Origin of the sequence: Micromonospora sp. NPDC049060, assembly GCF_040649055.1 — a bacterium.
GTDB classification, from domain to species: Bacteria; Actinomycetota; Actinomycetes; order Mycobacteriales; family Micromonosporaceae; genus Micromonospora; species Micromonospora reichwaldensis.
Genome location: NZ_JBEZEV010000006.1, coordinates 1 through 14073 on the forward strand (window position 1 = coordinate 1; position 14073 = coordinate 14073).

Annotated in this window: 11 protein-coding genes; 5 read left to right on the top strand and 6 right to left on the bottom strand. The window is 73.3% G+C overall.

Annotated features, from left to right (window positions below; genetic code table 11):
• Positions 1-2408: hypothetical protein (locus tag AB0B83_RS04560; RefSeq protein WP_357576973.1), on the top strand; the 2408-nt coding region annotated here is incomplete at its 5' end.
• A gap of 63 nt (positions 2409-2471) precedes the next feature.
• Here the strand turns inward: AB0B83_RS04560 and AB0B83_RS04565 are convergent.
• Entirely contained in the window at positions 2472-3590 is a 1119-nt protein-coding gene (locus AB0B83_RS04565; protein WP_357576974.1) for a VCBS repeat-containing protein, read from the bottom strand.
• A gap of 423 nt (positions 3591-4013) precedes the next feature.
• On the opposite strand from AB0B83_RS04565, the gene AB0B83_RS04570 reads away from it, so the two are divergent.
• Both AB0B83_RS04570 and AB0B83_RS04575 read left to right on the top strand, forming a co-directional pair.
• Positions 4014-6662 carry a LuxR C-terminal-related transcriptional regulator gene (locus AB0B83_RS04570; RefSeq protein WP_357576975.1) on the top strand — a complete coding sequence of 883 codons (2649 nt, stop codon included), beginning with the start codon at positions 4014-4016 and terminating at the stop codon, positions 6660-6662.
• A 628-nt stretch (positions 6663-7290) separates the two neighbouring features.
• Positions 7291-9132, top strand: coding sequence for an NHL domain-containing thioredoxin family protein (locus AB0B83_RS04575; RefSeq protein ID WP_357576976.1), 1842 nt, complete (start codon positions 7291-7293; stop codon positions 9130-9132).
• Between the two features lie 2 nt (positions 9133-9134).
• Here the strand turns inward: AB0B83_RS04575 and AB0B83_RS04580 are convergent, their stop codons facing one another.
• From AB0B83_RS04580 to AB0B83_RS04590, 3 genes are read right to left on the bottom strand one after another with little or no spacing between them, the layout of a single operon-like run.
• Positions 9135-9884 carry a 5-oxoprolinase subunit PxpA gene (locus AB0B83_RS04580; protein WP_357576977.1) on the bottom strand — a complete coding sequence of 250 codons (750 nt, stop codon included), beginning with the start codon at positions 9882-9884 and terminating at the stop codon, positions 9135-9137.
• The gene (locus AB0B83_RS04585) at positions 9868-10725 is read right to left on the bottom strand and encodes a biotin-dependent carboxyltransferase family protein (RefSeq protein WP_357576978.1); all 858 of its coding nucleotides are present in this window, start codon (positions 10723-10725) and stop codon (positions 9868-9870) included. Before AB0B83_RS04585 ends, AB0B83_RS04580 begins: the two co-directional genes overlap by 17 nt.
• Positions 10722-11339, bottom strand: a complete 618-nt coding sequence (locus AB0B83_RS04590) for an allophanate hydrolase subunit 1 (protein ID WP_357576979.1) — start codon at positions 11337-11339, stop codon at positions 10722-10724. Before AB0B83_RS04590 ends, AB0B83_RS04585 begins: the two co-directional genes overlap by 4 nt.
• 107 nt (positions 11340-11446) lie before the next feature.
• Between AB0B83_RS04590 and AB0B83_RS04595 the strand changes: the two genes are divergently transcribed.
• Positions 11447-12124 carry a hemolysin III family protein gene (locus AB0B83_RS04595; RefSeq protein WP_151456780.1) on the top strand — a complete coding sequence of 226 codons (678 nt, stop codon included), beginning with the start codon at positions 11447-11449 and terminating at the stop codon, positions 12122-12124.
• 68 nt (positions 12125-12192) lie between these two features.
• Here the strand turns inward: AB0B83_RS04595 and AB0B83_RS04600 are convergent, their stop codons facing one another.
• Positions 12193-12474, bottom strand: coding sequence for a DUF6458 family protein (locus AB0B83_RS04600; protein WP_357576980.1), 282 nt, complete (start codon positions 12472-12474; stop codon positions 12193-12195).
• 115 nt (positions 12475-12589) lie between these two features.
• Here AB0B83_RS04600 and AB0B83_RS04605 point away from each other — a divergent pair, with 115 nt between their 5' ends.
• A complete protein-coding gene (locus AB0B83_RS04605) occupies positions 12590-13129 on the top strand; it encodes a histidine phosphatase family protein (protein ID WP_357576981.1) in 540 nt (179 codons plus the stop codon).
• 158 nt (positions 13130-13287) lie between these two features.
• On the opposite strand, the gene AB0B83_RS04610 is transcribed toward AB0B83_RS04605, so the two are convergent.
• Entirely contained in the window at positions 13288-13557 is a 270-nt protein-coding gene (locus tag AB0B83_RS04610) for a DUF6458 family protein (RefSeq protein ID WP_013730795.1), read from the bottom strand.
• Positions 13558-14073 lie beyond the last annotated feature (516 nt).

The following is a 14073-nucleotide window of genomic DNA, read 5'->3' on the forward strand; positions in this document are numbered from 1 at the left end:
GGGCGCAGCCCGAGCCCGCCGCCCGCGGCGCCGCCCGGGTCCCGCAGCCCGCACCGGCGGCCGCACCCACCCCCCAGCCCTGGCCCGCCCAGGACGACCCCAACCGCTCCGGCGGCTGGGCCGGCGACCAGCAGCAGGACGAGCAGCCCCGGCCCGGCGGCTGGGCCGGTGGCGCCGCCCCGGACGACCGGCCCGCGCAGGGCGACTGGGCCGCGCAGCAGAACGACGCCGACCGCCCCGGCGACGGCCAGCAGCAGGACGACCCGAACCGCTCCGGCGGCTGGCAGCAGGACGACCCGAACCGCTCCGGCGCCTGGCCCGGCGGCCAGCAGCAGGCCGAGCAGCCCGCCTGGGGATCCGGCGAGCAGGCGTCCCCCGCCTGGGCGCAGCCCGAGCCCGCCGCCCGCGGCGCCGCCCGGGTCCCGCAGCCCGCACCCACCCCCCAGCCCTGGCCCGCCCAGGACGACCCCAACCGCTCCGGTGGCTGGAACTCCGAGTCCCCTCAGGACCCCGCCAACGGCTGGAACCCCGGACAGCAGCAGGACGACCCCAACCGCTCCGGCGGCTGGGCCGGCACCGAGCAGCAGCAGGGCGAGCAGCCTCCGGGTGGCGCCTGGGCCGCCTCCCGCGACGACGCGCCCCGGGACGACCAGCCCCAGGGCGGCGAGTGGCCGGCCCGGGACGAGCGCTCCGCACGGGGTGCCGCGTCCGTGCCCTCGCAGTCCGACGACCGGGACGCGAACGGCTGGGGCGCCCCGCAGCCCACCTCCACCCCGCCCGGCCGCGCCTCCGTCCCGGCACCCGGCGACGGCGGGCCGAAGCCGTGGGCTCCCGCTGCCGAGAACCCGCCGCAGTGGGCCGGCAACGCCGCCGAGCGCCCGGCCGTACCGGACGTCGAGCCGTGGTCGGCGGACGAGGTGTGGGGCCGCGCGGAGGCGGGCGAGCCCGCCCCGGGCCGGGCCGGCAACGGCTGGGAGCCGGAGCGGGCCGAGGAACCCCCGATCTACCAGCCCGCACCAGGGCCCGGCATCTCGCCGGCCAACGCCGTGCCGCTGCCGCCGCAGGAGCAGCGGGTGCCCGGCGCCAGCCTGGCCTCCGCCCCGCCCGTCGACTACGCGCCGCCGGCCCAGTTCGCCCCCGAGCAGCCCGGCCGGGACGGCGGCCTGCCGGCGTACGAGCAGGAGCAGCCGGGTTGGGCCCAGGCCGGCTCCCGGCACGACGAGCCGCAGTCGCCCGCCGGTCCGGTGGTCCCCGCGCCGCGCACCTCGCCGGAGGTGGGCGGGCGGGCGGCCGTACCCTCGTCGGAGGGCGCCGAACCGGCCGCCGGCAGCGTGTCGGCGAGCGCCTCGGTGCCGCTGGCCAGCCGGGTGCTGCCGCCGACCGACCAGGCCCTGCGACCGGGCGGTGCGCCCGCGCCGCAGCCCCGGGTGTACGGCCGACCGGCCCGCCCTGAGCCGGCGGACGAGCCGGAGCAGGAGGACCCGCGCGGACACCGGCCGGACCACGCGCCGGCGCCCAGCTTCGACCAGGGGCCGGATCCGCGCTTCGAGCAGGGACCGGACCCGCGCTTCGAGCAGGGACCGGACCCGCGCTTCGAGCAGGGACCGGACCCGCGCTTCGGCCAGGGTCAGGACAACCGGTTCGACCAGGGCACCGAGAACCGGTTCGACCAGGGCCACGAGGGCCGCTTCGACGACCGGGACCGGGCACCGAGCGGAACCGCCGTCTTCGGCGCGGTCGCCCCGATGGCGCCCGCCTCGCCGGCCGCGCCTCCGGCCTTCCCGCCGGGCGTACCGTCCTTCGTCGACCCGCCGGCCAGCGACCGGCCGGTCAACGGGGTCCGGCCGCACGACAGCGCCGACCGGCCCGCCGACCCCTTCGGTACGCCGAACGCCGCCGGCGCGGCACCCGGCTACGGGCCCGCCCCGACCGCCGCGCCCACGTCGGGCGGCGCGTTCCCGTCGGCGTTCCCGCCGCCCCCGCAGCAGCCCGGCCCGTGGGACCAGGGCGGCCCGGAGCAGGAGCCGAACCGCTTCGACTCGTTCAAGCCGATCGCGGAGCCGAAGGCCGAGCCGGCCCCCACGCCCAAGGTCCGCAACGGCCGGGTGCTCGCCGCGGTGCTCGTCGCGGCGGTGCTCATCCTGGCGGTGCCGCTGGGGCTGCTCATGCTGCTCGGCAAGGTCGGCGGCGACGACCCGGCCCCGGCGTTCGACCCGGCGGTCGGCAGCTGCGTCAAGAAGTCGGGCGAGGCCGGGGCAGCGGCGGCGGAGTGCGGCGAGGCGGGCGCCTTCACCGTGGTCTCCAAGGTGGACGCCAAGGACAAGTGCGCCGACCCGACCCAGCCGCACGTGGAGCTCAAGGGCGGCGGGACGAACCGCGTGCTCTGCCTCAAGCCGGCGGGCCAGTAGCAGACGAAACGACGGCGGGGCCACGGTCTCCCGTGGCCCCGCCGTCGTTTGCACCGCCGAGGATCAGTCGTACGGGAGCGGACTGGTCAAGGGGCCACCCCAACCCGTCCCGGTGGAGAGGTAGAAGGTGGTCTGCTCCTCAAGGGCCGCGTGGTCGGCTCGCCCGTCTCCGTTGAGGTCCGCCCACCCGTTCGCGCCGACGTAGCTGTAGTTCGTGGACGGGTGCGAATAGGTGGCACCGAAACTGCTGCCGTTCGACACCGTGCAGACGCCGCGATCGTTGTTGATGCGGCAGAAGTCGAGGCGACCGTCACCGTTGAAGTCGGCCCATCCTCGGGTGACCCAGTACCCGACATCCATGGCAGGCGAAGTGATGGTCGACCCGAAGTTGGTGCCCGTCGAGAGCGTGCACTGGACCGAATTCGAGAGATTTCCGACGACCCGGCAGTAGTCGACGCGCCCGTCGCCGTTGAAGTCGACCCAGTCGCGGCTGTCGTCCCATCCACCGTCCAGCGTGGTGGATGTGAAGGTGGTGCCGAACCCGGCGCCCGTGGAAAGCGTGCACTGAAGTTTGCTGGTACCGACGACGCGGCAGTAGTCAGCGCGGCCGTCCCCGTTGACATCCACCCAGTCCCGACCGGCGTCCCAGCCCGCGTCGAGGTTGCCCGAGGTGTAGGTGGCACCGAACCCGTTACCCGTGGAGACCGTGCACTGCACCTTCTGGCTCCAGGTCCCAATCACCCGACAGAAGTCGGCACGCCCGTCCGCGTTGAAGTCGACCCAGGCCTGACCTGCGGTCCAGCCCGGGTCGAGCCCGCCCGACGTATGCGTCGACCCGACAGACGTTCCGTTCGACAGGGTGCAGGACAGGGACTTGCTTCCGGACCCGACCACACGGCAGTAGTCGGTACGACCATCGCCGTTGAAGTCGACCCAGGCCCGCCCCTCCTTGTAACCGGGGTCCTCGTTGAACCCCGTGATCCGCTGGCCGAGGCCGGTGCCCGTGGAGAGCACACACCTCAGACCCGGACCTCCTAGATCGCAGTAATCGGTCTTCCCGTCGGCGTTGAAGTCGACCCAGGCCTTGCCGTATTGAACGTTGGTGGCTGGCGACTTGGCGTGCACGACGGCTGGCGGCGTAACGGTAATTGAACCGATGAGGAGAGCGGCGGCAAGCAGCACACGAGCCCCCCATCTTCTGAGGTTTCGGTCGTACAGCATTTGTGAACAACCCACTTTCTGGCGCTGCGGAGATTGCGGCTACAAATGATTCTTTTCGCCAATCAGCGGAATTCACACGCTCCGACTGGCGTCAGCACTGATGATGTCCCGACCTCTCGCCCGCACGCCTGAGTAGTGAATACTCAGATAAATGTGCCCCAGGTCACACAAGGCCCGCAGGGCAGGGCTGTGGACGGGCAGCGGTGTCCGGCAGCCGGGGGCATCGCGAATGGGCGGGACGGCTACCCGTCTGGGCAGGGCGAGTCGACTGGACGTGCCGGCACCCGGGCCTGGCGCTCGATCTAGGAGGCCTGCCAGCCGGATATCCTGGCAGACCGGCCTCGTGACCCCGGTGCTGCGAACACCCGCCCAACAGGAGTTCCCGTGCCCGACGCGATGATCAGCTCGACCGCTCAGATCGGACGGCGGTGGCCACTGGTGGGCCGCGACCCCGACATCGACCGGACGATCGATCGGCTGTTGGCGCCCGAGGGGCGCGCAGTGCTGGTCACGGGGCCTACCGGAGTGGGCAAGAGCCGGGTCCTGGAGGCCGTCCTGCACCGTTGCGTGGCCAAGGGCCACCATGTGCTGCCAGCCAACGGAACCATGACGGACCAGGGTGCTCCGCTCGGCGTGGCCCGTCACCTGGCTCCGCAGGTGGAGCCGCTTGACACCGCGCCGGCAGGAGCCCTGCACCGGCTCATCGAGAGCCTTCCTCGGCCGACCGGCCAGCACCTGGTGGTTCTCGCCGTCGACAACGTGAGCGGCCTGGACGAGGCTGCCGCACGACTCGTGGGAAAACTGGCCTCGGAGCAAAGGGTGCGGGTGCTGCTCGCGGCAGCGGAGACCGCGATTGGCACGGGCCCGGTCGATGTGCTGCGCCGGACCGTACGGCTCGACCGGGTGGATCTCGCACCACTGGATTGGCAACACACCAGGCAGCTGATCTCCGCCGCGTTCGGTACCGACGTCGACGGGCTCACCGCGGACGGATTGTGGCGGCTCACCGGCGGCAATCCGCTCCTCCTGCGCGAACTGCTGCGGAACGCGGTAGAGAACGACGCGCTGACCCTCCACGATCACGTGGTGGGCTGGCGACAGGGCACGGTCGTCCGGGCCTGGGCCGGTGACGCGTTGACGGGACCGTTGGAGTCGCTGTCGACGGAGGAGTCCGCGGCACTGCGATACATCGCCTATGGGGACGGGGCTCCGGTCGACGTGATCGAACACCTGGCCCCGATGTCGGTGATCGAACGTCTGGAGGAGCTCGGCCTCATCCGGCTCGACCCGTCCGACCCGTCCACACCGGTCACCGTGGCCCACCCACTCACCGCCCGCACCGTCCGTACGCGGACCGGGCTGTTGCGGGCCCGGCGCGTGCACGCCGAGTTGGTCGCGGCGCTGGAGGCGACCGGGTCCCCCGACCGGGTCCGCGACGTCCTGTGGCGGTTGGCCGCCCGGTTCGAGGTTCCCGATGACGAGGTGCTGCGAGCCTCCGCGGAGGCGCTACTCGGCCACGACGCGGCCACCGCGGAGCAACTCGCACGACAGGTGCACGGGCCCGCAGCCGCCTGGCACCTCGGCCGCGCACTGCTTGCCCGAGGCAGTCATCGCTCGGCAGAGCGCTGGTTGGCCGAGGCGTACCGGAACCTGACCGATCCGGCGGCACGCGCGAACGCCGCCGCCCTGCGCGCCGTCAACCGGTGTTGGGGAATCGACGAGCCGGACAGCGCGCTCCGGATGATCGCCGAGGCGCGGGCCGCGCTGCCCGCCGACGTCCACGCCGACCTGCTGGCGGCCGACGCGTTCGTCATGGCCTTCGGCGGCCCGGCCGCCGAGGCGGCCGACGCGGTGGACCAGCTCTCGCAGCACCCGCCGCGCGACCCGCTCCTGGCGGGCGTGGTCCCGCCGCTCCGCCCGCGACTCCTGCTGCTGGGCGGAAGACCCGAGCGGGCCGTCGCGGAGTTCCCCACGGACCTGAGCGGAAAGCCCTCGATCTGGCCGGCGATGCGCGCGCTCCTCCAGGCCACTCACGTGCAGGCCCTCATCATGGCCGGTGCCGTCCGCCAAGCGGCGGACCTGGTGGGACGCCACTACCGGGACGCCGTGGAGCACGGCACGCCGGACGGGGTCGCTACCATCGCCCTCGCGGGCGGGATCTGCGCCTACTACCAGGGGAACGCCGGGCAGGCGGCACGGTGGTTGCGTGAGGCCCGTGCGCTCACCGCCGAGCGGGTCGGCTTCAGGTTCCGGGAAACCCTGCTGGCTATCGGCGTCGGTGTCGAGGCACAACTCGGGCAGGTCGAGAAGGCACAGGAGCTGCTTTCCCGACTCCGTCGGGGCGCGACGGCACGCACCGCTTCCGACTATGGCGCCTTCGGCGAGGTGTGGGCACTGGTCATCTCGGGCAACCGGACCGGAGCCGCCACCCTCCTACGCCGCCTGGCGGCCGAGGCGGCCAGGGCCGGGGATCTGCTGATGGCCACGGAGTTCCTGCATGTGGAGGTGCGGCTCGCCCCGTCCGCCGCCGCGGCCAGCCGGGTCCGCGAACTCGCCGCCAAGACGGACGGCAGACTCTTCGCCCTCCTCGCCGAGCACGCGGAGGCGTTGGCCCGCCGGGACGCGCGGGTACTCAACCGGGTCAGCGCCACGTTCGAGGAGCTCGGATACCGCGGTTTCGCATTGGAAGCTGCGGCCAACGGGGCGATGTTCGGTGGCGGCCGGGTCACGAACGCACTGGCCAGAAGGACCCAGCGGTTACTCGGCGAGCACCAGGGCACCTGGCCGGAGTGGCTGCCCGAGCCCAGGACCGCTCCGGCTCTGACCGACCGGGAACGGCAGGTCAGCGAACTCGCCGCGACGGGTATGGACACCCCCGCGATCGCCAGGGCGCTGACCATCTCGGCGCGCACCGCCGAGAACCACCTCCATCGCGCCTACAGCAAGCTCGGCATCCATCGCCGTCACGAACTCGCCAGGGCGCTCGCCGAGGACGGTTTCGTCCTCCCCACGATCGCCCGCCAGGTCGTGTAGGGGCCCCGGTCGACCTGTCGCGGCCCGTCGGCCTGCCAGCCAACCATCCCCGTGGGACGACCGGTGCCGAAATGGCCTCCGCAGCGTCGGCCCCGGCTAGCGCCGGTTCGCCCGCGTGGCCAGGAACCAGACCAGACCGCCAATGAGCGCGGCGGACGAGACGACACAACACAGCGTGGCGATGTGCCACGGCTTGAGAGCACCCATGCCGTGCACCGTAACGATTCGCCACCGTCCCGAGGAGCCCCGGTGCCCTACCGCGAACAGCCCATGTCCGCCGCCTGGCTGCCACCCGGTCCGGTCCCGCGCAGGGTGCCCGATGGCGCGATCCTGGTCCGGCGGATGAGCCTCACGCCCAACGGCCCGTTGAGCCTCGGGGCCGGCGAACTCGCCCGTCGTGAAGCGAACGTCTGCCGGCGTCGTCCGTTGCCGAGGCTCATGGGCGCGGTTGGCGACCGGGGGCGCGGGGTGAGGCCGCCCTGCGGGCGCTGCCGGACGAAAGCCCGGACGCCGACCGCCTCATGCCGCTGAGCAAGCGCGACGTGGCTCCCCGGCGCAGCCGAGGATCCTTGTCTTCCGGGTCACGGAGCCCGGCTCGGCTCCAGCGAGACATGGCAGGCTGGCTGGCATGGGAACGACAGCGCGCGTACGTGCCCCCGAACTGCGGGGCCGGCAGTGGCTCAACACGGGTGGACGGAACCTGACATTGCAGGACCTCCGAGGTCGTATCACTGTCCTGGACTTCTGGACCTTCTGCTGCATCAACTGCCTGCACGTGCTCGACGAGCTGCGCCCGCTGGAGGAGAAGTACGGCGACGTGCTCGTCGTGATCGGCGTGCACTCGCCGAAGTTCGAGCACGAGAAGGACCCGGACGCGCTGGCCGCCGCCGTGGAGCGGTACGGCGTCCACCACCCCGTGCTCGACGACCCCGAACTGGACATGTGGCAGCAGTACGCGGCCCGCGCCTGGCCCACCCTGTCGGTGATCGACCCCGAGGGCTACGTGGTGGCGACGATGGCGGGTGAAGGTCACGCCGAAGGGCTCGCCCGCCTCGTCGACGACCTGATCGCCACCCACGAGGCGAAGGGCACCCTGCACCGGGGCGACGGCCCGTACGTCCCGCCCGCCGAGCCGCAGACCACGCTGCGCTTCCCGGGCAAGGCGGTGCTGCTGGAGAACGGCAACCTGCTGGTGTCCGACTCGGCCCGGCACTCGCTGGCGGAACTGGCCCCCGACGGCGAGACGCTGGTACGGCGGATCGGCACGGGCAGCCGGGGCCGGGTCGACGGTCCCGCCGGGGCGGCCACCTTCTCCGAGCCGCAGGGGCTGTGCCTGCTGCCGGCGCACACCGCCGAGGTGGCCGGCTACGACCTCGTGGTCGCCGACACCGTCAACCACCTGCTGCGCGGCGTACGGCTGGCCGACGGCGAGGTGGTGACGGTCGCCGGCACCGGCCGGCAGTGGCGTTCCACGGTCGACGACCACTCGCACGACGCGCTCTCGGTCGACCTCTCCTCCCCCTGGGACCTGGCCTGGTACGACGACAAGGTCGTCATCGCGATGGCCGGCATCCACCAGCTCTGGTGGTTCGACCCGGTGAAGCGCACCGCCGGCATGTACGCGGGCACCACCGTCGAGGCCCTGCGCGACGGCCCGCTGGCCGAGGCGTGGATGGCGCAGCCGTCCGGCCTCTCCGTCTCCGCCGACGGCGCGCGGCTCTGGGTGGCCGACAGCGAGACCAGCGCGATCCGGTACGTCGAGAACGACGTCATGGGCACCGCCGTCGGGCAGGGGCTCTTCGACTTCGGGCACGTCGACGGGCCGGCGGCGGAGGCGCTGCTCCAGCACCCGCTGGGGGTGTGCGCGCTGCCGGACGGCTCGGTGCTGATCGCCGACACGTACAACGGGGCGGTCCGCCGCTTCGACCCGGAGAACAACCGGGTCTCGACGGTCGCCGAGGGCCTCGCCGAGCCGAGCGACCTGGTGCTCACCCCGGCCGGCGAGGTGCTCGTGGTGGAGTCCGCCGCGCACCGGCTGACCCGGCTGGCGCCCGGCGCGCTATCGGCGGCCGGCGCGAGCACCGTCGACGGTCCCCGGCACCGTACCGAGCGCAAGCCCACCGACGTGGCGGCCGGCGAGGTGACCCTGGACGTGATCTTCACGCCCGCGCCGGGGCAGAAGCTCGACGAGACGTACGGCCCGTCGACGCGACTGGTGGTGTCGGCGTCGCCGCCGGAGCTGCTGCTGGAGGGGGCGGGGACCGGCACCGAACTGTCCCGCCGGCTGGTGGTCGACGGCACGGTGGCCGGGGGTGTGCTCCAGGTGACCGCGCAGGCGGCGACCTGCGACGCGGACGTCGAGCACGCGGCCTGCCACCTGACCCGGCAGGACTGGGGCGTCCCGGTCCGGGTGGTCGAGGGCGCCGCCGCCCGGCTCCCGCTGGTGCTCAGGGGCCTGGACGACGCCTGACGTCACGCGAACGGAGTGAGCGCGACCCCCGCGTCGATCAGGGCGGCGCGCACCAGTTCGGCGCAGCGGACCGCGCCGGGTGTGTCGCCGTGCAGGCAGATCGACTCGACCGGGCACGGGACGACGCTGCCGTCGACCGCGACCACGGTCCGCTCGGTGGCCATCCGCACGGCCCGGGCGGCCACCTCCTCCGGGTCGGTGACCAGCGCCCCGGGTGCGGGGCGCGGCACCAGCGAGCCGTTGGGCAGGTAGCCCCGGTCGGCGAAGCCCTCGGCGACCACCCGCAGTCCGGCGCCGGCGGCGAGCTGGGCGAGGACCGAGCCGGGCAGGCAGAGCAGCGGCAGCTGGTCGTCGTAGTCGCCGACCGCCGCGACCAGCGCCGCCGCCTGGGTCTCGTCGCGGGCGGCGGCGTGGTAGAGCGCCCCGTGCGGCTTCAGGTAGCGGACCCGGGTGCGGAACAGCCGGCAGAACGCGTCCAGGGCGCCGAGCTGGTAGGTGACCTCGTCGCGCAGCTCCGCGAAGGCGTACGCGATGTGCCGCCGGCCGAAGCCGGCGAGGTCCCGGTAGCCGACCTGCGCGCCGACGGCCACCCCGCGCTCGGCGGCGCCCTCGCAGACCCGGCGCATGGTGGACGCGTCGCCGGCGTGGAAGCCGCAGGCGACGTTGGCGGAGGTGACGAGGTCCAGCAGCGCGGCGTCGTCGCCGAGTCGCCAGATGCCGAATCCCTCGCCGAGGTCAGCGTTGAGGTCCATGGAACCTGACCGTAGTCCCTGGCCGGGCCTGTGCGAGGGGGGTCACGTCGTCCACCACCCCGACGACGGGGTACCCGCCGGTGGTCGGATGGTCGGCGAGGAAGATCAACGGTTGGCCGTCCGCCGGCACCTGCACCGCCCCGAGCACGATGCCCTCGCTGGGCAGTTCCCCGGCCACCGCGCGGGGCAGCGCCGCGCCGGTGAGTCGCGCGCCGACCCGGTTGCTGACCGGGCTCACCGTGTACGCGCTGCCGAACAGCCGGTCCAGCGCGGTGGCGGTGAACCAGTCCTCGCGTGGGCCGAGGCGCAGGGTCAGCCGCAGCTCGGTCGGGGTGGGCGCCGGGACGGTGACGTCCACCGGGGCGGGCGGTCCGGCCGGTGCGCCCAGGGGCAGCCGGTCGCCGTCGCGCAGCGGCGGCGAGCCGAGCCCGGAGAGGGTGTCGGTGGCGCGGCTGCCGAGCACGGGTTCGACGGCGAACCCGCCGCCGACCGCGAGCCAGTTGCGCAGGCCGTCGCGCGGCGGGCCGATGCGCAGCACGGCGCCCGCCGGCACCGACAGCGGCCGACCCACGTCACCGGGGCGGTCGCCGACCCGCACGGCGGCACCGGCACCGGTCACCGCGACCGCAGTCGCGCGGAGGAACCGCAGCTCGCAGCCGGTCATCGTGATCTCCAGGCCGGCGGCGGACTCCGGGTTGCCGACGAGTCGGTTGGCCAGCCGCAGCGCCGCCGGGTCGAGCGCGCCCGACCGGGGTACGCCGAGGTGCGCCCAGCCGGCCCGACCCAGGTCCTGGACGGTGGTCAGCGCCCCGGCGCGGAGCACCTCGACCACCGGGTTCACGCGGCCACCAGGCGTACCCGGGTGCCCGGGGTGAGCCGGGCGGGCGGGTCGGCGTGCACGTCGAAGAGGCCCATCGCAGTACGCCCGACCAGCAGCCAGCCGCCGGGCGAGGCCGCCGGATAGATTCCCGCGTACGGGCCGGCCAGGGCGACCGAGCCCGCCGGCACCCGGGAGCGCGGGGTGGACAGCCGGGGCACCGCCAGTTCGGCGGGCAGCCCGGTGAGGTAGGCGAACCCGGGGGCGAAGCCGCAGAAGGCCACCCGGAACGGGGTACGCAGCAACCGGTCCACCACCGCCGGCACGTCCACGCCCCAGTGCTCGGCGACGAGTGGCAGGTCCTCCCCGTCGTACGTCACCGGAACCTCGACCAGTCCGGCGACGGCCTCGGGTCTCGGTGCGCCTGGTCGGGGCGGCCAGGCGGCGATCCGCGCGGCTGCTGCGGGCGGATCCGGCACCCCGTCGAGCAGGACGGTGGTGGCGGCCGGCACGATCTCGACGGCGGTCAGCTCGCCGCGTTCGCGCTGCCGCCACAGCTCGGCCCGCCACGCCTCCACCTGGTCGGCGTCGGCACAGTCGATCAGCAGGGCGTGGGCGCCGACGGATCGGATCCGCATGCCGCCATACTCCCCGACCGGCGCACGACACCAGGGGCGGTCGGCCGCCGTCCCACGTGACCGGACGCACTACTTGAAAGTAACCTACGGTGTCGTAACCTAATGGCGTGACCACCCCCGCCCCGCTTCGACTGAAGCCGGTCGACATCGGTAAGCCCCGGATGCGCGGCTGGCTGCACACGTACGCATTCTTCGTCGCCGGACTCTGCGGCATCGTGCTCAGCGCGGTCGCCGCCACCCGACCCGGCTGGGCCCCGCTTGTCAGTTGCCTCATCTACAGCCTCACGGTCTGCGGGCTCTTCGGCACGAGCGCGCTCTACCACCGGCGGGTGTGGTCCGAGCGCGGCTACCAGATCATGCGCCGGATGGACCATTCGATGATCTTCGTGTTCATCGCCGGCACCTACACGCCGTTCTGCGTACTGCTGCTGGAACCGCGGCCGGCCACGATCATGCTGGCGCTGGTCTGGGGCGGCGCGCTCGCCGGCGTGGCGGTCAAGCTGGTCTGGCCGCACGCCCCGCGCTGGGTCTCCGCGCCGCTCTACCTGGCGCTCGGCTGGGTCTCGGTCGCGATGCTGCCCGACATCCTGCACCAGGGGGGCGTCACCGCCCTGGTGCTGCTCATCGTGGGCGGCGCGATCTACAGCGTCGGCGCGGTCTTCTACGCGCTCCGCCGGCCCAACCCCTGGCCCACCGTCTTCGGCCACCACGAGTTCTTCCACGCCTGCACGCTCGTGGCCGCGCTCTGCCACCACATCGCCATCTACTTCGCCCTCTTCGCCTGACGGACACGCGTCCGGGGGCCCCGCCGCGTGGCAGGAGCCCCCGGAAAAGAAGCTGTCCCGTCCTGACGTCAGACGGTGCGGCGCGGCTGACGCACCTCGCGGTACTCCTCCACGACCCGGTCCCGCACCGGCACGACCTGCTCGGCGACCACGCGCTCACCGCGCACCGGGGCGACCACGGCCCGACGGCGCGAGTTCCAGAAGTGGAGGGTGAGCAGCAGACCGGCCACGCCGGCGAGCATCAGCACCCAGCCGACCACGGCCAGGTTGAGCCAGCCCAGATCCGCCTCCACGGCGAACGCGAAGATCGCACCCAACGCGATCAGGAAGATACTGCCACCAAAACCCATCTCGTCGCCTCCTCGGCTGTCCCCTGGCGTTTCCTTCCGCCGCGGCCATCGGAGAGGTTGCGGCACCCATCGACTTACCCAAGCGCTCTGATCGCCAATCGGGCAAGCTGAGGACATGACCGACGCTTCCGCCCGGGAACGCACGCTGGTGCTGCTCCGGCACGCCAAGGCCGAGCCACCCGGCGAGGTGGTGCCGGACGTGCAGCGCCCCTTGGCCGTACGGGGTCAGGCCGACGCGGCTGCGGCCGGCGCCTGGCTGGCCAAGCACGACCTGCTGCCGGACGTGGTCATCTGCTCCGCCGCCCGGCGCACCCGGGAGACGTGGCACGGCGTGGCGATGGGCATGACCGGCTCCCCACCGGAGGGCGGCTCGGCCGGCCCCGCTCCCGTCGTGCGCTACGAGACCGACGCGTACGAGGCGCACCCGGAGGACCTGCTGACACTGGTCCGGGACGTGGACCCGACCGCCCGTACGGTGCTGCTGATCGCGCACAACCCGGGCATCTCGCTCCTCTCGGCGCTGCTCGACCCGGAGCGTGCGGACCAGGACGGGATGCGCACCAGCGACGTGGCGGTGCACCGGCCCGACGTCGACTGGCCGGAACTGGGCCCGAGCAGGGCACCGATCACCGACCGGCACACCGCACGCGGCTGAGCCACCCGCCGGTACGTGGCGGGTGGCTCAAGACGGTGGTGGTGACTCAGGCCGGTGACGCCGCCGGTGGCTCGGTGGCGATGGCGCCGCCGGTGTTCAGGCCTGTGATGCCGCCGGACGCGGCGGCTCAGAACAGTGGCGCAGTCGGACGCGGCGGCTCAGGACGGTGGCGCCGTCGGCGGCGGCGGATCGGGCGGCGGTGGCATCATCGCGGTCGGGTGCGAGAGCCGGTTCTCCTCGACGATCAGGGTCCGCGCCCGCTTGCGCCGGTCCTGCCAGAACCAGAGCGTGGTGAGCAGGACGCCCAGCCCGGCCAGGATGAACACCCAGCCGACCGCGCGCAGGTCGACCCACCAGACGTTGGCTCTGATGGCGAAGGTCAGGATCGCACCGATGGCGATCAGGAAGATTCCGCTACCAATGCCCATGTGCGCTGCACTCCCCCGTGCGGTGGCTCTGGGCGTTCTCTGACGTGGCCTCGCGACGGTTACCCGCCACACCGCCCGGCTACCCGGATGGCGTCCCCGAATAGCCAGCGGAACCCGCATCGGCGGGCCAGCCACCGCTCTTCCCAACCGACCCGATTGCCGCGCCACAGCTACACACGGTAACCGCAACCCCCAAATCTGTGCCGCTACTCCCCGTAACTGCGCCCACCAGGCAGCACCGCCCGCAAAACGGGCATCATGCCTAATTGCTAACCACTGGACGCGACCTGCCGCCCCCACCGGCACCCCTCTCCAGACGCTTTGCTCTGCATCCATGGATGCAACAGGCACCCAGAGTTGCTGGTGCCTCCGTGGATGCAGAGCAAAGGGCGGCGAGGGGCAAGTCGGAGAGGCGGCCAATTGATGACGCTGCGTGATCGGCTTTGACCCCAGACCCACTCCACCCAGCCCCGCCCAGACCCGGCCTGGGCCCAGCCCCGCCCACGCCCCTGCCCG